This is a genomic window from Tardiphaga sp. OK246, assembly GCF_900188215.1.
GTDB lineage: Bacteria > Pseudomonadota > Alphaproteobacteria > Rhizobiales > Xanthobacteraceae > Tardiphaga > Tardiphaga robiniae.
Genome location: NZ_FZOX01000001.1, coordinates 716,279 through 736,211 on the forward strand (window position 1 = coordinate 716,279; position 19,933 = coordinate 736,211).

At 62.5% G+C, this 19,933-nt stretch carries 21 protein-coding genes; 8 read left to right on the forward strand and 13 right to left on the reverse strand.

Features of this window, described 5'->3' with window-relative positions; genetic code table 11:
• Position 1: 1 nt before the first annotated feature.
• From CHC01_RS03550 to petA, 10 genes are all read right to left on the reverse strand, one after another.
• Positions 2-547, reverse strand: coding sequence for an adenine phosphoribosyltransferase (locus tag CHC01_RS03550; RefSeq protein WP_068733118.1), 546 nt, complete (start codon positions 545-547; stop codon positions 2-4).
• A 28-nt stretch (positions 548-575) separates the two neighbouring features.
• Entirely contained in the window at positions 576-2,738 is a 2,163-nt protein-coding gene (locus tag CHC01_RS03555) for an anthranilate synthase component I (RefSeq protein ID WP_089262511.1), read from the reverse strand.
• A 207-nt stretch (positions 2,739-2,945) separates the two neighbouring features.
• Positions 2,946-3,425, reverse strand: a complete 480-nt coding sequence (locus CHC01_RS03560; protein ID WP_089262513.1) for a GNAT family N-acetyltransferase — start codon at positions 3,423-3,425, stop codon at positions 2,946-2,948.
• 55 nt (positions 3,426-3,480) lie between these two features.
• Positions 3,481-3,915, reverse strand: a complete 435-nt coding sequence (locus CHC01_RS03565; protein ID WP_349636608.1) for a GNAT family N-acetyltransferase — start codon at positions 3,913-3,915, stop codon at positions 3,481-3,483.
• A 65-nt stretch (positions 3,916-3,980) separates the two neighbouring features.
• Positions 3,981-4,655 (reverse strand): dienelactone hydrolase family protein, encoded by a 675-nt coding sequence (locus tag CHC01_RS03570; protein ID WP_089262517.1) that lies wholly within the window; start codon positions 4,653-4,655, stop codon positions 3,981-3,983.
• 49 nt (positions 4,656-4,704) lie between these two features.
• Positions 4,705-5,982 (reverse strand): flavin-containing monooxygenase, encoded by a 1,278-nt coding sequence (locus CHC01_RS03575; protein ID WP_089262519.1) that lies wholly within the window; start codon positions 5,980-5,982, stop codon positions 4,705-4,707.
• Positions 5,979-6,947 (reverse strand): SDR family oxidoreductase, encoded by a 969-nt coding sequence (locus CHC01_RS03580; RefSeq protein ID WP_089262521.1) that lies wholly within the window; start codon positions 6,945-6,947, stop codon positions 5,979-5,981. The genes CHC01_RS03575 and CHC01_RS03580 overlap by 4 nt, the downstream gene beginning before the upstream one ends.
• Positions 6,944-7,873, reverse strand: coding sequence for a bile acid:sodium symporter family protein (locus tag CHC01_RS03585; RefSeq protein WP_089262523.1), 930 nt, complete (start codon positions 7,871-7,873; stop codon positions 6,944-6,946). Before CHC01_RS03585 ends, CHC01_RS03580 begins: the two co-directional genes overlap by 4 nt.
• A 169-nt stretch (positions 7,874-8,042) precedes the next feature.
• Positions 8,043-10,112, reverse strand: coding sequence for a cytochrome c1 (locus CHC01_RS03590; RefSeq protein ID WP_089262525.1), 2,070 nt, complete (start codon positions 10,110-10,112; stop codon positions 8,043-8,045).
• A gap of 59 nt (positions 10,113-10,171) precedes the next feature.
• Positions 10,172-10,699, reverse strand: a complete 528-nt coding sequence (gene petA, locus CHC01_RS03595; protein ID WP_068733107.1) for a ubiquinol-cytochrome c reductase iron-sulfur subunit — start codon at positions 10,697-10,699, stop codon at positions 10,172-10,174.
• Between the two features lie 646 nt (positions 10,700-11,345).
• On the opposite strand from petA, the gene CHC01_RS03600 reads away from it, so the two are divergent.
• From CHC01_RS03600 to CHC01_RS03610, 3 genes are all read left to right on the forward strand, one after another.
• Complete coding sequence (locus CHC01_RS03600) at positions 11,346-13,544, forward strand: TonB-dependent siderophore receptor (RefSeq protein ID WP_502695619.1); 2,199 nt, start codon at positions 11,346-11,348, stop codon at positions 13,542-13,544.
• Positions 13,545-13,650: 106 nt separating this feature from the next.
• The gene (gene fsrB / locus CHC01_RS03605; protein WP_089262527.1) at positions 13,651-14,940 is read left to right on the forward strand and encodes a siderophore utilization protein FsrB; all 1,290 of its coding nucleotides are present in this window, start codon (positions 13,651-13,653) and stop codon (positions 14,938-14,940) included.
• An 86-nt stretch (positions 14,941-15,026) separates the two neighbouring features.
• Positions 15,027-15,476 carry a tRNA (cytidine(34)-2'-O)-methyltransferase gene (locus tag CHC01_RS03610; RefSeq protein WP_089262529.1) on the forward strand — a complete coding sequence of 150 codons (450 nt, stop codon included), beginning with the start codon at positions 15,027-15,029 and terminating at the stop codon, positions 15,474-15,476.
• On the opposite strand, the gene CHC01_RS03615 is transcribed toward CHC01_RS03610, so the two are convergent.
• Positions 15,477-16,019 (reverse strand): hypothetical protein, encoded by a 543-nt coding sequence (locus CHC01_RS03615; protein WP_089262531.1) that lies wholly within the window; start codon positions 16,017-16,019, stop codon positions 15,477-15,479.
• 192 nt (positions 16,020-16,211) lie between these two features.
• On the opposite strand from CHC01_RS03615, the gene queE reads away from it, so the two are divergent.
• Positions 16,212-16,844 carry a 7-carboxy-7-deazaguanine synthase gene (gene queE, locus CHC01_RS03620; RefSeq protein WP_089262532.1) on the forward strand — a complete coding sequence of 211 codons (633 nt, stop codon included), beginning with the start codon at positions 16,212-16,214 and terminating at the stop codon, positions 16,842-16,844.
• Positions 16,845-16,875: 31 nt separating this feature from the next.
• The gene (locus tag CHC01_RS03625; RefSeq protein WP_089262534.1) at positions 16,876-17,241 is read left to right on the forward strand and encodes a 6-pyruvoyl trahydropterin synthase family protein; all 366 of its coding nucleotides are present in this window, start codon (positions 16,876-16,878) and stop codon (positions 17,239-17,241) included.
• Positions 17,242-17,321: 80 nt separating this feature from the next.
• Here CHC01_RS03625 and CHC01_RS03630 read toward each other — a convergent pair whose 3' ends face one another.
• Both CHC01_RS03630 and CHC01_RS03635 read right to left on the reverse strand, forming a co-directional pair.
• Positions 17,322-17,771 carry a PaaI family thioesterase gene (locus tag CHC01_RS03630; RefSeq protein ID WP_089262536.1) on the reverse strand — a complete coding sequence of 150 codons (450 nt, stop codon included), beginning with the start codon at positions 17,769-17,771 and terminating at the stop codon, positions 17,322-17,324.
• A 98-nt stretch (positions 17,772-17,869) separates the two neighbouring features.
• Complete coding sequence (locus CHC01_RS03635; protein ID WP_089262538.1) at positions 17,870-18,349, reverse strand: MarR family winged helix-turn-helix transcriptional regulator; 480 nt, start codon at positions 18,347-18,349, stop codon at positions 17,870-17,872.
• A gap of 50 nt (positions 18,350-18,399) precedes the next feature.
• Here CHC01_RS03635 and CHC01_RS03640 point away from each other — a divergent pair, with 50 nt between their 5' ends.
• From CHC01_RS03640 to CHC01_RS03650, 3 genes are all read left to right on the forward strand, one after another.
• Entirely contained in the window at positions 18,400-18,753 is a 354-nt protein-coding gene (locus tag CHC01_RS03640) for a nuclear transport factor 2 family protein (protein WP_176454488.1), read from the forward strand.
• A 106-nt stretch (positions 18,754-18,859) separates the two neighbouring features.
• Positions 18,860-19,582 (forward strand): aspartate/glutamate racemase family protein, encoded by a 723-nt coding sequence (locus CHC01_RS03645; protein ID WP_089262540.1) that lies wholly within the window; start codon positions 18,860-18,862, stop codon positions 19,580-19,582.
• Between the two features lie 82 nt (positions 19,583-19,664).
• The gene (locus tag CHC01_RS03650) at positions 19,665-19,913 is read left to right on the forward strand and encodes a YodC family protein (RefSeq protein WP_068733086.1); all 249 of its coding nucleotides are present in this window, start codon (positions 19,665-19,667) and stop codon (positions 19,911-19,913) included.
• Positions 19,914-19,933: the final 20 nt, after the last annotated feature.

Consider the following 19,933-nt stretch of genomic DNA (forward strand, 5'->3'; position numbering starts at 1 on the left):
ATCAATGCCCGTCGAACGTCATCAGCGTGCGCACCGGCACATTCATCGCCCGCAGCTTGGCCGCGCCGCCGAGATCCGGCAGGTCGATGATGAAACAGGCGGCCATCACCTCAGCACCGATCTGGCGCATCAGTTTGACCGCACCTTCAGCGGTGCCGCCGGTGGCGATCAGATCGTCCACCAGGATCACGCGCTCACCGGGCTTGATGGCGTCGGCATGCACTTCCATCTCGTCGATGCCGTATTCGAGAGAGTAAGCGATGCGCACGGTGGTGTGCGGCAGCTTGCCCTTCTTGCGGATCGGCACGAAACCTGCCGACAACTGATGCGCCACCGCGCCGCCGATGATGAAGCCGCGCGCTTCCATGCCGGCAACCTTGTCGATCTTCAGCCCCGCCCACGGCTGCACCAGCTCATCCACCGCGCGGCGGAACGAGCGTGCATCACCCAGCAATGTGGTGATGTCGCGAAACAGGATACCCGGCTTCGGATAATCCACAATGGTGCGGACGGAGGCTTTGAGATCGTGCGCGAGTTCGGGTGTCATCAGGGTCTTTCGATTCTTCAGATGGAGATCAGTTGGGGCGCTGCCCCAACCGAAATGCGTTTTCGACGATACGTAAGCCGACCTCGCCGCCAAGCGACATCAGCGATTCCGGATGAAACTGCACGCCGCCGACCGGCAGCGTCTTGTGTTCGATGGCCATGGCGACACCGTCCTCGGTCGAGGCCGTCACGGTGAGCACATCGGGCATGCTGTCCTGCTCGACGAACAGCGAGTGATAGCGGCCTATGACGATTTCATTGGGTAGACCGTTCATCAACTTTCCGCCCCGCACTTGCACGCGCGACGGCCGTCCATGCGCCGGCTGCGCGAGCTGGCCCAGCACGCCGCCGAAGTATTCACCGATCGCCTGCACGCCAAGACAGACACCGAATACCGGCAGCTTCTTTTCGAGCGCGGTATCCAGCGTTTTGCCAATGCTGAAATCCGCTGGACGGCCGGGGCCGGGCGACAGCACCAGCAGATCGAAACTCTCGCGGTTCAGGACGGTCTGTGCATGGACATGACGAATCACGCTGACGGTCGCGCCGACCTGACGGAAGTAATCCGCCAGCATATGCACGAAACTGTCGTCATGATCGATCAGCAGCACCTTCTTGCCCGAACCGGTTGCATCCGGCGCGAAGGCCGACAGCCGCTTCGGCGGATCGCCGCGCAGCGCCTGGAACAGGGCTGCAGCCTTGGTCTGGCATTCCTTCTCTTCGGCGACGGGATCCGAATCGAACAGCAGCGTCGCGCCGACGCGAACTTCGGCGAGGCCATCCTTCATGCGGATGGTACGGATGGTGATGCCGGTATTGATGCCGCCATCGAATGACACGGCGCCGATGGCGCCGGCATACCAACGCCGCGACGAGCGCTCATTGTCCTCGACGAACTGCATCGCCCAGAGCTTCGGCGCACCAGTCACCGTCACCGCCCAGGCATGGGTCAGGAACGCATCGAGCGCATCGAAGCCCGGCCGCAGCATGCCTTCCACATGATCGACAGTATGGAACAGTTTTGAGTAGGTCTCGATCTGCCGACGCGCCAATACCTTGATCGTGCCGGGCACGCAGACGCGCGCCTTGTCGTTACGATCGACGTCGGTGCACATGTTGAGTTCGAATTCGTCTTTCTCCGAATTCAGCAACTGCCGGATCTGCTCGGCATCGCCAATGGCATCGACGCCGCGCGCGATGGTGCCAGAGATCGGACAGGTCTCGACGCGGCGACCGTCGGAGCGCACGAACATCTCGGGCGAGGCAGCGACGAGAAACTCGCCATCGCCGAGATTCATCAGCGCGCCATAGGGCGACGGATTGATGACACACAGCCGCTGGAACACTTCCGCCGGCGAACGTTCGCAGGGCTCGGCGAACAACTGACCGGGCACCGCCTCGAACAAATCGCCGCGCGCAAAGGCGGCACGCGCATTCTCCACTGTGCGCTGATATTCGCCGGGTGCGTGATCCGCAAAGCCCTGGCGCGGCGCCTTGTTGTAGCCGCTGTCGGGCGTATCGCGTGGCAGGCCCTCGGTGGAGCGATCCTTCCAGGTGAAGTCATAGGACATCACCACGCCGCGGCCGGTAGCGCGGTCATAGGCCAGCAGCGTGTCGGGCAGATACAGCACGATGTCGCGCTGGTCGGCCTCGCGCGCGCGCTTCTGCTTCAGGTCTTCCATCTGGAACACGAGGTCATAGGCGAAGGCGCCATAGAGCCCGAGCATGGAATCGTCTGAGGAGAACAATTGCGCGACCATGTCGCGCACCAGCGACATCACGCTGGCGCGGCGGGTGCGCTGGTCTTCCTCGACCGGCGCCTCGCCGCGGATGATGTGGCCCTTGAGCTTCGACATCGTCCGCCCGTCGAGCGCGATACAGGGATCCTGCAGCGTGTCGGCGAGAAAGGCGATCAACACCTGGCCACGCTTGTTCAGCGCCGTCAGCGTGAAATCCGTCCCGGTGGTTTCCAGCAGCAGCGGCGGATCGGCGAAACCGAGATCGAAGCTCTCATAGCGGCCGGGTACCGTGGTGCCCGACGACAGCACCACGCCGCGACGCTGGTCGAGCCGGACGATCAGATCGTCCAGCGCGGTGCCGCCGGTGAAATAATCGACATGGCGCGTCACGGAGAGACCCGCGCGGGTCTTGTAGGCGCTGTCAGCGGGGAGCGAAAACACAGTCCTGTTCATGGTGTCCTCTTAGGAAACATGCCGGAGGGGGCGCCACACAGAACAAACAAGCAAAGGCCGTCGCACTGCGATGGCGGCCTTCGACGATTGAAAATAAGCAAATCGCACCGACCACCTCTTCAGGAGGTGCGCCACCAACGACGGCTGTTGCGGACAGGGGTGCTCATGGCGGGCAAATCACCATGGCCGGGCTCGAAGGTCAAGGGACTAGACGGCCTCCGGCCGCTCCCGGACGAATACCGTCAGCTTGAGCGCCCCGACGCCGTCCTCGATCGGGGTCCAGCCGATGCTCTCGTACCAGGCCCGACGGGGCGGGGCAGCGCAGAGATAGACCCGGGCATGCCCCCGGGAGAAGGCCTCCAGGCAGGCCCGCTCGATCAGCGCCGGGGCGATACCCTGTTTGCGGGCATCGGGCTCGGTCCAGACCGCCGCTACCCAGGGCGTATATTGCGGACGCTCGTCGAGATCGGACACCAGCAGCGACGCCGTTCCGAGAAAGTCCGGCCCACGATGCGCCACCAGCGCGATCGGCAGGTCGGTCCCCTGCATGTTCTCGCGCAGTCGCTCGACGATATAGGCCTCAGGCACGCCATGGCGCTTCCACCACGCCTGCCAGATCCGATCGGCGACGATGTCGAAGAAGTCGGCCTGCTGGCGCAAATCGGAAATGGTGTAGTCGGATGTCATTGGCCTCGACCTACAGGGTCAGGCCTGTCGCATCAAGCTGCCACGCGGCTATGCGTCACGATGTGTGAGATTCACCGGTGAGCCGCTTCAGCATGGGAAAGGATGATGTCGTGCCGAATTTTCCCTGTGGCACTCCGCAGTCTTCATAGCCGGCAGACAGATACAGGCGATGGGCTGTCTCGGTGCTGATCAGATTGCAGACAGCGTTGCCATGGTCCCGTGCGGTCGCCTCAAGCTGTGCCAGCATCGCCTTGCTGACGCCCCGGAACCGGGCATCCGGCGAGACGTAGTTGCACGTAATCTCGCCATCGTGTCTGACGATGCCGACGGCGAGCACTGTTTCTTCCTCGACCGCGACGAGAACGAAATTGTCCGGATGGGCGATCCAGCCTTCCACTATTTTAGGAGTCTTGTTGGCGAGCCAACGTCTCAGGATCGCCGGATCGCCATGATGATCGGCGCCGCAGAGCTCGGCGATAGAGCGGCGCAAGACATCGCATATCTCGGCCGCTTCATCGGGTCGTGCTCTGCGGATCAGCATCCGATCAAAAGGCCTCAGCCCAGATGCTTCTTGAAGAACGCGGTCGCGCGGCCCCAGGCCAGCTCGGCGGCTTCGCGGTCATGTACGCTGACGCGCTGTTCGTTGACGAAAGCGTGGTCGGCGTCATAGCGGAAGAACTCGGCCGACTTGCCGGCAGCCTTGAGGCCGTTCTCGAACACATCAACCACCGCAGGCGTACACCAGTCGTCGCGATTGGCGAAGTGGCCCTGCAGCGGCACCTGCACATCGGCGGGCTTGGCGGCCTGCTCCGGCGGAATGCCATAGAACGCCACGGCGGCCTTGAGTTCGGGAATCTTGCACGAACCGATGATGGTCACGGCGCCGCCAAGGCAGAAACCGGTGAGACCGACTTTGGCACCGTTGCGCGACAGGTACTGCGCCGCGCCGCGCACGGTCTGCGTGGTGGCGTCCATGAAATCGAGCGAGTTCATTTCTTTGCCGGCCGCATCCGTGTCGTGATAGGGCACGACCACACCATTATAGAGATCAGGCGCCAGCGCATCGAAGCCGGCCAGCGCAAGACGATCGGCCAGGCCCTTGATCTGCTCCTGCAGACCCCACCATTCCTGGATGACGACGACGCCGGGCGCATTGCCGGCCTGGGCATTGGCGAGATAGCCCTTGGCTTCCTTGCCGTCGGGGCGCTTGAAGCTGATCGATGTTCCCATGATGTCCTCCGCTGGAATGGTTCGGGGCAACTTATAGACCCCTCACGTGTCAACTCAACCGGGCCAGCGCGCGCTGCAGGTCTCGCTTGTAGGTGAGAAAATCGACAAACAGTCCGTGTTCGCCGCCGTCCCGCCGTGGCGGTTGCGCGAACCATTGCGTGATCTCCTGCCGCAGCGCTGCTGCCGCATCCGGCCGCGCGGCCTTGGCCGCGAGATAGGCCGCAATCACGCGGGCCTGCAATGCACGCCCTTCCCAGCCCACGCCGGCGCCCTCCAGCAGCCCGGCGACATACAGACCGTTATCCTCCGACGGAAACATGTTCATGAACAGCCTGGGCGCACCGATCGCGTCCTGCCAATCGAGTGCACGGAGATCGCCGAGGAACGGAAACGTGATCCGGTAGCCGGTCGCAAGCAACACCAGATCGACCTCGTCGCAGCGGCCATCGGCGAACACGACCGACTTGCTGTTGAATTCGCGGACTGGCTTGCGCAGGGCGACATCGCCCTGGCCAAGATGCTGCAGCACCAGCGAATTGACGATCGGTGTGCGGTCATAAAGCCGGTGCTGTGGCTTGGGCAGGCCGAAATGCTCCGGCGCGCCGACGATGAAGCGCAGGATCGGCTCGTGCAGCCTTGAGCGCAGGTTCTTCGGAATGATGAAGCGCTTCGGCTTGTGATTGCCTTCATCCGCCGGCTTGCCGGCGAGAAACTTCGGCACGAAATGATTGCCGCCGCGCACGCTCCACAACACCTTATCCGCGCGATGGATTGCATCCACGACAATGTCGCAGCCGGTATTGCCCATGCCCACCACCAGCACGCGCTGGCCGGTGAAGATATCGGCGGTCTTGTAGTCCTTGGCATGCATCAGTGGGCCATCAAAGGTGCCTGACGTTTTGGGGATCAGGGGATCGCTGAGATGGCCATTGGCGATGACGACGCCGGCATAGTCGGCTGCCGTACCGTCGTTGAAAACGGCGCGCCATCCGCCACCCTGCCGCGTCAGACTGCGCACGCCAGTGTTGAAGCGGATCAGCGGATAGAGATCGAAATGCCGGGCATAGCTCTGCAGATAATCCAGCACCTGGCGATGGCCCGGATAGGCCGGCCAGTCCTCCGGCATCGGGAAATCCGCAAAGGCCGTGGTGCGCTTCGACGAGATCAGATGCGTCGAGGCATAGACCGCACTCGGCGCCGCGCCATACAGCCACTGCCCGCCAATATCGGCATTCTGCTCGACGGCTTCCACAGCATGGCCAGCGGCCTTCAGGCTCTGGATTGCGGCAAGACCTGCGGGACCGGCGCCGATGACGAGGAAAGTCATGACATCAGCTCCGGGCGTTCGTCGCGATAGCGTTCGAACACGGCGCGCGCATCAAGCTTGGGCGAATAACCGAATTCGGATTTGAGCCGGGTGTTGTCGAGCACCGGACGATACTGGATGAATTTGACATTCTGCGGCGTCAGTTTGGTCAGCCCGAGCGCATGGAGCAACCACAGCGCGCCCTTCATCACCGCGGGCGGAATTGGAATGAACGGCTTGCCATTCAGCTGCGCAATCTCGCGCAGGCTGAGCGTACCATCGCCGGCGAGATTATAGATGCCGCCCTTGCCAGTGTGCACGGCCTGCGCCAGTGCCGCCACCACATCGGAATCGGCGATCAGCGAGAACGGCGTTGCGGTGCCACTGAGGCCGGTGACAACAGGGCGCTCGAACAATGCAGTGATCTGGTTGTTCGTGGTCGGCCCCAGCACGGTGCAGGGGCGAAACACGGTCTGCCGCAATTGCGGATGATCGCTACGCCAGTGCGCCAGCATCTCCTCGACCTCACGCTTGTTGCGTGCATAAGGGAAATCCTCGTTACCGCGCAGCGGATCGGTCTCGCGTAGCGGCACGGGATTGTCGGCGTGATAGCCATAGGCCGCGCCGCTCGAAGTCACGATCAGGTGGTCCACACCTGCCGCGAGACAGGCTTCCAGCACATTGCGCGTGCCCAGCACATCGATCTCATAGTCGCGCCGGTCGTCGCCGCCGACGGCAACGACCGAAGCCAGATGCACCACCGTACGGGGCTTCACGCGGGCGATGATCTCTTTCAAGCCGGGATCGCGAATGTCGCTGTGCTCATAGGCTACGCCGTCGAGGCGCTGTTGTGGCGGCACCTCGCGCAGATCGAGCGCTGTCACCGGCCCGTCGCCACCGGCCGCGAGTGCGCGCAGCAAAGCGCTGCCGATGAAGCCTGCCGCGCCGGTGATCAGCACGCCGCTATTCGCCATCGCGTCGCTCATGCCGCACCTTCAATGCGTGCCGGATGCGGGTCGCGCCGTTTCCACCAGGCCGCCAGCGCCCAGCCGGAGACGAGGTGCCAGACTCCCCAGCCAGCGGCGACCAGCGCTGCGCCGCCAAGGCCGTCGAATTGCGTGAGGATCAGCGCCAGCCCCAGGCCGGAATTATGCATGCTGACTTCGATGGTGAGCGCGCGGGTGTCGTAGTCGCTGAGCCCAAGGATCTTCGCGACGCCCCAGCCGAGCGCGACGGCGATCGCGTTATGCAGCACGACGAAGGGCAGCACCGCCGTCGAGAATACCGCGATGTAGCGCCAGTTGGTGATCGTCGCGGCCAGAATAAATCCGATCAGGAACACGAAAGAGAGGATCTGCAGCGGCCGGCGCAGACGGTCGGCCAGCCCCGGCAGATGACGCACCGTGAGCAGACCGGCAACCATCGGCACGCCGAGCAGCAGCACGGTCGATCCGATAAACGAGACGGGATCGACGCTCACCTGGCGCAGCAGTGCGGCGGTTTGCGGATTGAGTCCGGCCCAGAACAGGATGTTCAGCGGCGTCGTGACGGAGGCGAGCAGGCTGGAGATACCGGTCATCGACACCGACAGCGCGGTGTTGCCGCGCGCCATATGGGTGATGAGGTTGGAAATGTTGCCGCCGGGACAGGCCGCCACCACCATCATGCCAAGCGCGATGGAAGGCTGCGGCTTTAACACCATGGTGATCGCCCATGTGACCGCAGGCAGGAGGATCAGTTGCGCGGCGAGCCCCGCGAGCGGCGCCGCCGGACGTCGGAACACATCGACGAAATCGGCGACGCGAAGATCGAGTGCGACGCCATACATGATCAGCGCCAGCACGATGCCGAGCGCCATCTGGCCACCCGGACTGATGTTCAACAGAATATCGTCGATCGCCGCGCCCGCCATCCACCCCCCCGATGAGCGTGGATATCCGTGACGCTCACCGAGCCCGCGTCTCCCGCCCTTGCGCGAAGCTTAGTCAACGGTTCCTCGAGAATCCATGGTCCGGGCGCGCACAGGCTGAAAACGAAAAAGGGCCCCATCGGGGGCCCTTTTGAAAGGATGTTTGCGACGCTCAATGAGCGTTCGCCCAGACCTTCTTCTTCGTGAAATACATCAGGAACGCGAAGATGATCAGGAACACCATCACCTGCAAGCCGATACGCTTGCGGGCCTCGAGATGCGGTTCTGCGGTCCACATCAGGAAGGTCGAAACGTCCTTGGCGTAGTTCTCGACCTTCTGCGGGGTGCCGTCATCATAGGTCACCTGATCGTCGGAGATCGGCTTCGGCATCTTGATAGCGTGGCCGGGGAAGTACTTGTTGTAATACGCGCCCGGCGGCAGCGCGAAATCCTTCGGCGCCGGATCGACATAGCCCTGCAGCAGGGCGTCGATATAGTTCGGGCCCTTCTCCTGGAACTGGGTGAAGAAGTCGAACACGAATTGCGGGAAGCCGCGGTCGTAGTTGCGGGCCTTGGCCATCAGCGACAGATCCGGCGGATAGGCACCGCCATTGGCCGCGCGCGCCGCGTTCTCGTTCGGGAACGGCTTGGGGAATGGATCCGCGAGACGACCGGGACGCTCAAACATGTCGCCGGCATCGTTCGGACCGTCCTGCACCTTGATCTCGGATGCCACTGCCAGCGCCTGAGCCGCAGAGAAGCCCGGGCCGCCCACGTCCGCGAGGTTGCGGAAGTGGATCAGGCTCATCGAGTGACAGGTCGAGCAGACTTCCTTGTAGACCTTGTAACCGCGCTGCAGGGCACCGCGGTCAAACTTGCCGAACGGGCCGGCAAACGACCAGCTCAGAGACGGCGGCGTCGGGCCGCCATGCTCGTCGGCAGCCTTGGCGCTCTGCGTACCGCCGGCCATCAGGCCACCGGCGAGGACCAGTGCGACGATCGCGGAGGCTGCCTTCTTGCCGTATTTGGCCAGCACATCGTCAGCGATCGAGTTCGGCACTGCGCGCGGCGTTTCGATACGGCTGAGGATCGGCAGCACGATCAGGAAGTAGGCGAAGTAGCAGAACGTCAACACGCGGCCGGCGATGATGTAGATGCCTTCCGCGGGCTTGCCGCCGAGCCAGCCGAGCAGGACAGCCACCACGACGAACATCCAGAAGAACTGCTTGGCCAGCGGACGATACTTCGACGACTTGGTCTTGGCGGTATCGAGCCAGGGCAGGAAGGCCAGCACGATGATCGCCGAGAACATCGCGATGACGCCGCCGAGCTTGCTCGGGATCGAACGCAGGATGGCGTAGAACGGCAGGTAGTACCATTCCGGCACGATGTGCGCGGGCGTCACACCCGGATTGGCCGGGATGTAGTTATCGGGATCGCCGAGATAGTTCGGGATGTAGAACACGAACCAGGCGTAGAAGATCATGAAGCAGACCATGCCGAAACCATCCTTGATGGTCGCGTAGGGCGTGAACGGCACGGTATCCTTCTCGGTCTTCGGCTCGACGCCGGCCGGATTGTTCTGACCGGCGACATGCAGCGCCCAGACGTGCAGCACGACGACGCCGGCGATCACGAAGGGCAGCAGGTAATGCAGCGAGAAGAAGCGGTTCAGCGTCGGATTGCCGACCGAATAGCCGCCCCACAGCAACGTCACGATGCTCTCGCCCACATAGGGAATCGCGGAGAACAGGTTGGTGATGACGGTGGCGCCCCAGAAGCTCATCTGGCCCCACGGCAGCACGTAGCCCATGAAACCAGTCGCCATCATCAGAAGGTAGATGATCACGCCAAGGATCCAGAGGATTTCGCGCGGCGCCTTGTACGACCCGTAATACAGGCCACGCAGCATATGGATGTAGACGGCGATGAAGAACATCGATGCGCCGTTGGAGTGCAGATAACGCAACAGCCAGCCGTAATTCACATCGCGGACAATGCTCTCGACCGAATTGAACGCCATATCCACATGCGGCGTGTAGTGCATCGCCAGGATCACGCCGGTGACGATCTGCACGCCGAGCATGAAGGAGAGGATGCCGCCGAACGTCCACCAGTAATTCAGGTTACGCGGTGTCGGATAGGCAACGAAGGAGGAATGGACGAGGCCGATAATTGGCAGACGCTTTTCAATCCACTGCAAAGCGGGATTGGTCGGCTGGTAGGTCGATGGTCCGCTCATGATGCGATCCTGAGAAGAGAAAAACACTATCGGCGCGAGATCGGATGGGATCCGACAGCTCAGCCGATCTTGATCTTGGTGTCAGAGACGAAGGCGTAAGGCGGGATCGGCAGGTTGAGCGGCGCCGGACCCTGACGGATGCGGCCCGAAGTGTCGTAGACCGAACCGTGGCAGGGGCAGAAAAAGCCGTCGTAAGCGCCTTCGTGAGCAATCGGGATGCAGCCCAGATGGGTGCAGATGCCGATGACGACCAACCACTGGTCGTGGCCTTCCTTGACGCGGGCCTGATCGGTCTGCGGATCGGGCAGGCTCGACACCGGAACGGCGCGCGCCTCTTCGACCTGCTTCTTGGTCCGGTTCATGATGTAGATCGGCTTGCCGCGCCAGAACACCTTGATGTCCTGCCCCTCGGCGATGGGGGCCAGATCGACCTCGATCGGCGCACCCGCCGCGATGGTCGAAGCATCTGGATTCATTTGAGAAATCAGCGGCCAGACGGCGGCTGCGGCGCCCACTGCAGCCACTGCCCCAGTGGCCACGAACAAGAAATCACGGCGCGTGTGTTCCGCCGAAGACGTTGTCGTCACGATCCCAACCCTTTCTTATCTGCAGCCGGCTTAGACACCCCGGTCACGCCTTTGCGTTGACCTGAAGCAAAAAACCGACGCCCGCGATTCTCCCCACGGCGGCAGAGGCCTACTAGTCCTTGCCTAACAGGCAGAACACGCAGTCCAGAATCGTTCTATTGGCACCCTTGGTGCGGCAGTGCAAGCCTACGATCGGCGAAGCAAGATGCGATGCACCACAGAATCAACGCCTTTCCGCGCGGCGGATAATTCGGCACGTCGTGACTATAGGAAACAGCCATCAGGCTTTTGGCGGGACAAGGGATCGCGATTCGCAGTCGATCGCGCTCCGCCGATTTTCCGGACACCTCTCGCGCACTACGATTCGCGCGACCGCCAGGCAAAAACAGCAACAATTCATGATCGTGAATAATTCTGCGTCGTTTCAGCAACAAATCGCGCTCAAGTAGCGCGTTTGAAGACGTTCTAAATCCCTAATTCTGTTCTCATTCTTCGCCTGCGCTAAAGCGAAAGCATCCAAATTTTACCGGTAGAGCCGGCCTAACTGGGGCATCGCAGCGTCATGACAACATCCCACTTCATCGAATCGGCAACTCGGCTGCACACGCTTCGGGCTCTATGTCTTTGCGCCGTCAGCGGTCTCGCTTTGTCGATTCCGACAGGTACTGCCGACGCTCAGTCTGCCCTGCCGCCAGTGACGGTGGATGCGCCGCAGCAGCGTACGCGTCCGGCGACGGCCAGGCCGCCCCAGCGCGCATCGACCAGCCGGGCCGCCCGCACCAATCGCACGGCCCGTGCGCCGCAGGCGGCACCGGCGGCACCAGCCAATCCCAACGCCGGTGCGCGCGCCGGCGGCCCCGTGATCGGTTTCGTCGCCAATCGCAGCGGCTCCGCCACCAAGACCGACACCCCGATCATGGAAACTCCGCAATCGATCTCGGTGATCACCTCCGACCAGATCAAGACCCAGGACGCACAGACCCTCACTCAGGCGCTGCGCTACACCGCGGGCGCCAATGGCGACGTCAATGGCGGTTCCGATACCCGCAATGGCGGCATCCAGATCCGCGGCTTCGACATGACGCAGCAGGGGCTGTATCTCGATGGCCTGCGGCTGCCCAGCACGCCCTATATCCATTTCGACAGCCTCGATCCCTTCGGCGCGTCTCGTCTCGAAGTGCTGAAAGGACCGTCCTCGGTGATGTATGGTGGCAGCGGACCGGGCGGCATTCTCAACTATGTCAGCAAGCTTCCGACCGCCCGGCAGTTCGGCGAAATCTCGGTGTCAGGCGGCAGTTTCGACCGCTATCAGGGCGAGTTCGATTTTGGCGGCCCCGCCAACAAGGAAGGCACGGTGCTCTATCGCCTGACCGGCCTGGTCCGTGACGGCGGCACGCAGGTCGATGACGCCAGGGACAGCCGCGTCTTCATCGCGCCGGCCGTCACCTTCAAGCCGAACGAAGACACCACACTCACAGTGCTGGCGAATTATCAGAAGGAGAAGAACGGCTGGGGTCTGCAGTTCCTGCCGGCATCCGGCACGATCTATCCGAATGCGGGCCGTCTCATCCCTATCAACCGCAACACTGGCGAACCCGGCTTCAACAGATACGACAACGAGATCGCTTCGGTTGGCTACCTGTTCGCGCATAACATCAACGACAACCTGACCTTCCGGCAGAACCTGCGCTACTCGTGGATGCATAACGAATCCGACAGCATCAATGCCGGCGGTTACCTCGACGAAGCCGCCGGGCTGCTCTACCGCTACGGCGGATCATCGGCCTCGACGATCAACTCCATCGCCGTCGACAACCAGCTGGAGGGCCACTTCACCACCGGCATCCTGAGCCACACCACGCTGTTCGGCATCGACTATCGAAACACGACATCGACCGACGTCAACACGAGCTACAGCGCCGATCCCCTCAACGTCTTCAACCCCGTCTACACCAACAGCTGGACCAAGGGCGCGCTCTACGAAGACTATCGCGTGAAGCAATCGCAGGTCGGCATCTATGCGCAGGACCAGATCAAGCTCGGCAGGCTCTCGGTCCAGCTCGGTGGCCGGCAGGATTTTGCCAAGACGACCTACGACAACTACATGGACGGTTCACCGACCTCCACCGATGCGTCGGCCTTCACCGGTCGTGCGGGGGTGATGTATAATTTCGACAGCGGCGTGGCGCCCTATTACAGCTACTCGGAGTCGTTCCTGCCGGTGCTGAACATCGCCAATGGCAGCCTGCTGGCGCCGGAAACAGCGCATCAGCATGAGGTCGGCATCAAGTATCAGCCGGTCGGCGTCAATGCGATGATCACGCTTGCCGCCTTCGACTTGACCCGGCAAAATGTCGTTCGCTTCCTGCCTGTTGCGCCGTTCACGGCGATTCAAACCGGCGAGGTCAATTCTCGCGGCATCGAACTGGAAGCCACCGCCACCCTCGCCGCCGGCTTCAATGTCCGCGCCGCCTATTCCTACATCGACATCGAAGTCACCAAGGATCCGGTGAATGTTGGCAAGGCTCTGACCACCGTGCCGATGAATCGCTTGGGCATCTGGAGCGACTACACGATGCAAGGCGGCCTGTTCGAGGGCGTCCAGGTCGGCGGCGGCATTCGCTACATCGGCGATAGCTGGGCCGACGATGCCAACACAAGCAAGGTGCCGGGAGCCACCGTGGTCGACGCGCTACTGGCCTATAATCAGAAGAACTACCGGCTCGCGCTCAACGTCACCAACATTGCGGACACCCGCTATGTTTCATCCTGCTACAGCCCCGTTTATGGTTGCTTCTACGGTGACTCGCGCAAAGTCGTCGCCAAGCTGACCTATCGCTGGTGAACATTAGAATCACCCTAAAACGCGACAATACGCCACCGCCGGTCTCTCGACCGGCAGTGGCGACACTTGGTAGTAAACGCGACCACAACAACACGGGCGGAACGCCATGAGATCGATCTTCGGGCGCCTGCATCGCTGGGCTGGACTCCTCACCGCAGCATTTCTGTTTTTCTCGGGCGTTACCGGCGCGGTTATCTCGTGGGATCACGAGCTTGACGATCTTCTCAACAGCAAGCTGAAGGATGTCACCACCGCAGGCCCCGCTAAACCGTCGATCGAACTCGCGGGCTTGATCGAGCAGCGCGATCCGCGCGCGCGCGTGATCCACATGTACATGACGCCGGAAAAGAATGAGTCGCTCTCGTTCTTTGTTCTGCCGCGGATCGATCCCACGACAAGCAAGCGTTACACACTCGATTACAATCAGATCTTCCTCGATCCCAACACCGGCGAGGAACTCGGCCGCCGCTATTGGGGCGCCGTCTGGCCCGTGACCCGCGAGAACTTCGTCTCGTTCCTCTACAAGCTGCATTACACAATGCACATCCCGGAATTCTGGGGCAGCGACCGCTGGGGCATGCGCATCCTCGGCGTCATCGCCATCATCTGGACCATCGATTGCTTCATCGGATTCTATCTGACACTGCCATCGCGCAAACGCGTCAAGGCGGGAGCCGCTCCCGCCGTCGCGCGCGAACTCGGCAAGGGCTTCTGGGCGCGCTGGAAGCCGGCCTGGATGATCAAGACCTCGGGCAGCGCCTACCGGATCAATTTCGACATCCACCGCGCCTTCAGCCTGTGGACCTGGGCCCTGCTCTTCATCATCGCGTTCACGGCGTTCTCGCTGAACCTGTATTTCGAAGTCTTTTCGCCGCTGATGAAGAAGTTCTCGGACTACACGCCGACGCCTTACGAGCAGCGTGAGTATCGTCACCTCGATAATCCGATCGAACCCAAGATGACCTGGGCCCAGATCCTCGAGCGCGCCACCGCCGACGGCAAGGCGCGCGGCTGGACCACACCGATCGGCTCGCTGTTCTACGGCCCGGCACACGGCGTGTATCAGGTGTTCTTCTTCGAGCCTGGCGACGATCACGGCGCCGCAGGCGTCGGCCCGCCGTCGCTTTTTTACGACAGCGAGGACGGCCGCCCGCTCGGCGCGAAGCTGCCCTGGGTCGGCACCGCCGCCGACATCTTCGTGCAGATGCAGTTCCCGATGCATTCGGGACGAATCCTGGGTTTGCCCGGCCGCATCCTGATTTCGGCGATGGGTCTGGTCGTAGCGGCGCTCTCAGTGACCGGCGTGGTGATCTGGTGGCGCAAGCGCCGCGCACGCGTGAAGGTACGCGAGACGACGGAAGCGCGTTCGAATACGCGACTCGCGCCGGCTGAGTAGAGCCGCCGGCCTTGTCCGACTGCATGTCAGGCGCTATCGCCTGACATGGGCCGCGTCGATCAAGATGCGGCCGGAGAAAGTCCGCCGTGCGCATCGCCCTCTACCAGCCAGACATTCCGCAGAACACCGGCACCATACTGCGGCTCTGTGCCTGTCTCGATGTCGAGGCGCATATTATCGAGCCGGCGGGCTTTCCGACCTCCGACCGCCATTTCCGCCGCGCCGGCATGGACTATCTCGATCAGGTGTCGATCGTCCGGCACGATTCATGGCGGCATTTCGAGGACTGGCGGCGCGAGGCGAAGTATCGGCTCGCCTTGTTCACGACCAAGGGCGCGGAGCCCTATCTCGATCATCGCTATTCTGACGATGAGATTCTGCTGTTCGGCCGCGAGAGCGCCGGTGTGCCGGAGGATGTCGCGGCTGCTGCAGACAGCCGCGTTGTTATTCCCATGCGTGAGAGCCTGCGGTCGATCAATCTGGCGATGACGGTGGCCATGGCATTGGGAGAGGCGCTGCGGCAGGTGCGCGGCTGACTACCGCCCGCTCGGGACACGCGTGGCGATGTAGTCCTTGCCCTTGGCCGTGAAGGTTTCGCGGATGATGAAGCCGTCCGCCGGCGACATCGGACCGATCGGCACCGGGCCGGTGGGCATGATCAGCGTGGCATTGCCGCCGACGAAGATCAGCAGGTGGCGACGTTCTGCCAGCAGCTTCTCCGACCAGGCGATCAGGCCGGAATGGATCGGCTCCTTCTGCCAGGCGAAAGGCGTGCCGGGATCGACCTGGCCATAGATGAAGCCGGTGGTCGGATAGACCGAAAACACGATCTTCGAATTTTCCGGCTTCCAGGATTCCGGCATCTCGTCGTCCTGGATCCAGACGCAATCGAAGGCGCGGCATTGCTGCGGCCGGCTGTCGTAGATCTTACAACCCTGCGCGATCGCGCAGTGCTTGCACCACTTGCCCGCCGGCTTGGCGAGGTCGTCGATGCGATAGACCTTGCAGCACATGGTGCAGGTCCCGCACGTACGTGTGGCGGCGGCAGAACTGCCGGATGTGACGAGCGACGGCTGCATGGTATCCAGGTGCGACAATTTGACGTAATGTCATCGACCTTTGGCGGCCCGCGCCGGACATCGCAATTGACATGTCGGTGATCGGCCGGGACATCCACGGCCCAGCCGTGCTAAGAGCCGCCGCTTACCCCATATGGAACCGAGACGTGGCCCGAGCCGGATCGGACATGCCGGTTTTAGAGAGCTAAGACAGTGAGTTACGCGGTCAAAGAAATCTTCCTGACGCTGCAGGGCGAAGGTGCCCATGCCGGCCGCGCGTCCGTCTTCTGCCGGTTCTCGGGCTGCAACCTCTGGACCGGCCGGGAGCAGGACCGCGCCGACGCCACCTGCCAGTTCTGCGACACCGACTTCGTCGGCATGGACGGCACTTTGGGCGGTCGTTACCCCACCGCCGACAAACTCGCCGACACCATCGCCGCACAATGGGTGGGACCGTCCGGCAATCGCTATGTGGTGTTGACCGGCGGCGAGCCGCTGCTGCAGGTGGACGCCGAACTGATCGACGCGCTGCATGCGCGCGGCTTCGAGATCGGCGTCGAGACCAACGGCACGGTCGCGCCGCCCGAAGGCATCGACTGGATCTGCGTCAGCCCGAAGGCCGGTGCGGAACTGGTGGTGCACAGCGGACACGAATTGAAGCTGGTCTATCCGCAGGCGCAGGCGATGCCGGAAAAATTCGAAGGCCTCACCTTCGAGCGTTTCTCATTGCAGCCGATGGACGGACCGGACGCTATCAGCAATACCGCTGACGCGGTGGACTACTGCCTGCGCCACCCGCAATGGCGGCTAAGCGTGCAGACACACAAGACACTTGGGATCCGCTAAGGACCCGGACTTCTAAGGACGACGACTTCCGATGTGGGAACTGACCAAATCGTTTCGCTTCGAGGCGGCGCATGCGCTGTCTCACACCACGCTCGGTGAAGTGAGCCAGGAAATCCATGGCCACTCCTTCCGTGCCGAAGTCACCATCCGCGGCGTACCTGATCCCGTGACCGGCATGGTGATGGATCTCGGCTTGCTCGACCGCAGCCTCGATGAGCTGCGCAAGACGCTCGACCACAAGTTTCTCAACAAGATCGAAGCGATCGGCATTCCGACGCTGGAAAATCTCTCACGCTTCATCTGGGACCGCGTCGCCGACAAGGCTCCGGTCGTCCGCGTCGGCGTGTTTCGCGACAGCTGCAACGAGAGCTGCGTGTATTTCGGGCCGAAAGGCTAGAGTCTTTATTGGCACATGATCTCTCGACAAACGAATTCGTTTGTCGGCGAAAACCGGTATCCACTTTTCGGGATGATGCTCTAGTCTTTCCCTGTGATCATGCAGGTCGCGGTCGCATGCGCGCAAAGCCTGCCATCCTTGTCGGTTAGTGTACCCTCCGTCGCGGCCATCCTGCGCCCCATATAAATGATACGGCCTTCGGCGCGGATCGGCCCTGATGCAGCCGTCATGGCACGGATATAGGTGACCTTGAGATCGAGCGTCGCGTAACCGGTTCCTGCTGGCAGCGAGGTCTGCACCGCCAGCGCGATGGCGCCATCCAGCATCGTGGCCGCGTAACCGCCATGCACCGTTCCGAGCGGATTGTAGTGATCCTCGTTCGGCGAGCCGACCAGCACAACCTTGCCCTGCTCTGCGGACTCGCCCTTGATGCCGAGTGTGCGGCCGATGCCGCGCGCAAATCCGCCTGCGGCGAAGGCCTGCTGCACAAGCTTCAGGCCGCTGCTCGCGTCACCAATCTCAGTTGTCATGTTTGCCTCCGCCGTCCCGTGAACATCCTTGTTATGGGACCGGGATGGCAGAGCTTGCCTATCAAGTCAATATTGTTGACCTCAAGACTTGAACTTGGCTAGTCGCGCGCCGCCTCCGCCATCACCGCCGACCATGCGGCCTGGCTGCCCGCCCCCGCCTTCTTAAAGGCACGGGCCATGATCTTGCGCTCATGACCGGATGCGATGCGCTCGACCGCGCGGCCGGCGGGCGTCAGTTCAAGAATCTTGAAACGATGCCGCGTCGGATCGCGCTTGACGGCCACATAGCCCTCATCGAGCAATTGCTTCATCGGGCGATGCAGCGCCTGTTTCGAAATCTGCAGGATCGCCAGCAGATCCGACATCGTGATGCCCTCGCCGCGCAGCACGGCATAGAGAATGCGATGGTGAACCCGAGACAGGCCGACCGTCGCCAGATACTCGTCAGCCGCACGCGTCATCCCGCGCCATCCGAAATACATCAGCGCCAGTGCATCATCGAGCGGATCGAGTTTCTTAAGGTCAATATCATTGACTTGAGAAACGGCGATGCTAGGTTTTCTGGGAGATGGGCTCATCGAAGGCTCACGACAGGGAGACGGGACGCATGTTGACCCGGCAGGACGCGATGGCATTCGCGCAGCAGTGGGCTGCAAACTGGAATCGGCTCGCGATCGATACGATCGTTGATCATTTTGCTCCCGAAGGTGAGATGCGCAGCCCGCTGGCAACGAAACTGGCGGGATCATCCACCATAAAGGGACGCGACGCCATTCGCACCTACTGGCACGCCGCCTATGGCGGGCTGACAGAGCCGCGCCTCACCCTGGAAAGCACCGCCTGGGACGGCGAGTTACAGCGCCTGACGGTCTGGTGGAGCGCGCCGCTGCCCGGTGGACCGACCCGGGCCTGCGAAATGATGGATTTCGACGCCGATCACCAGATCATCCGCAGCGAAGCCTATTACGGCGCCGGCAGCTAGGACGGCGGCGGGCGGCACGTCTCATGCGCCCGCATGCGTTTCGATGATCGCCGTGCATTTCTCGCACTGGCGCCTATAGTGGACGGACTCATCGAGAGCCCATCCCGTGCGCATCCTGCTGATCAATCCCAACACCACCGAGAGCGTCACCACGCTGGTGAAACGGCACGTCGAAGCCGTCGCCGGCAAGGACGCCGACTTCGTGCCGGTGACCGGCCGGTTCGGCGCGCGTTATATTTCGACGCGCGCCTCGGCGGCCATCGCAGGCCATGCGGCGCTCGACGCCTATGCTTCTCATGGCGCCGGCTGCGATGCGGTCTACCTCGCCTGTTTCGGCGACCCCGGCCTACTGGCGCTGCGCGAAATTGCAGACGTTCCCGTGGTCGGCATGGCCGAAGCGTCCTGCATCGAGGCGTCCAGACGCGGGCGTTTCGCCATCGTCACCGGCGGCGCGCTGTGGGGGCCGATGCTCCGGGAGTTCGTCGGAAGTATCGGCTTGGCCGACAAGCTCGCCAAGGTGCGCACCATCGCACCGACCGGCGGCGATATCGCGCGGAATCCCGATGCAGCACTGGCCGCGCTCGCCAGCGCCTGCACGGCCTGTGCCACGGACGACGGGGCCGAGGTCGTGATCCTTGGCGGCGCTGCGCTCGCCGGCCTTGCGTCTCGCATCCAAGCTGACGTGCCGGTACCCGTCTTGTGTTCCGTCGAAACCGGCACGCGTGCCGTGATCGCCGCAGCAGCGAAAGGTCTCGACAGCAGCCCGCCGCCTGCGCTGGAGAGCGTCGGCCTCGGCGCGGAACTCGCAAAACTGCTTCAGCAAAAATAGCTGACAGAAACATCCCCGTGTTCGGCCTGTCATGACGCGGAGCTAGACTCAGTGCGCGTCAAACACATTTCGGGAGCCGACCATGGAATTGAAATCAGGCGATGTCGTCATGTTGAAGTCGGGCGGTTGCCCGCTGACCGTGGCCGACGTTGACGGCGACAACATCGAATGCATCTGGCTGGGCGAGGAAGGCGATCTGTTCCGCGAGACCCTTCCGCGTGCCGTGCTCGAACTCGCCCTCGTCATCCCGCATGACGACGAAGACGAGAGCGAAGAGGACGAAGCTGAAGAACACGACGACGAAGAAGAGCACAAGAGCAAGGTGGCCTGATCAGGCCGTCCGCCGCCGGA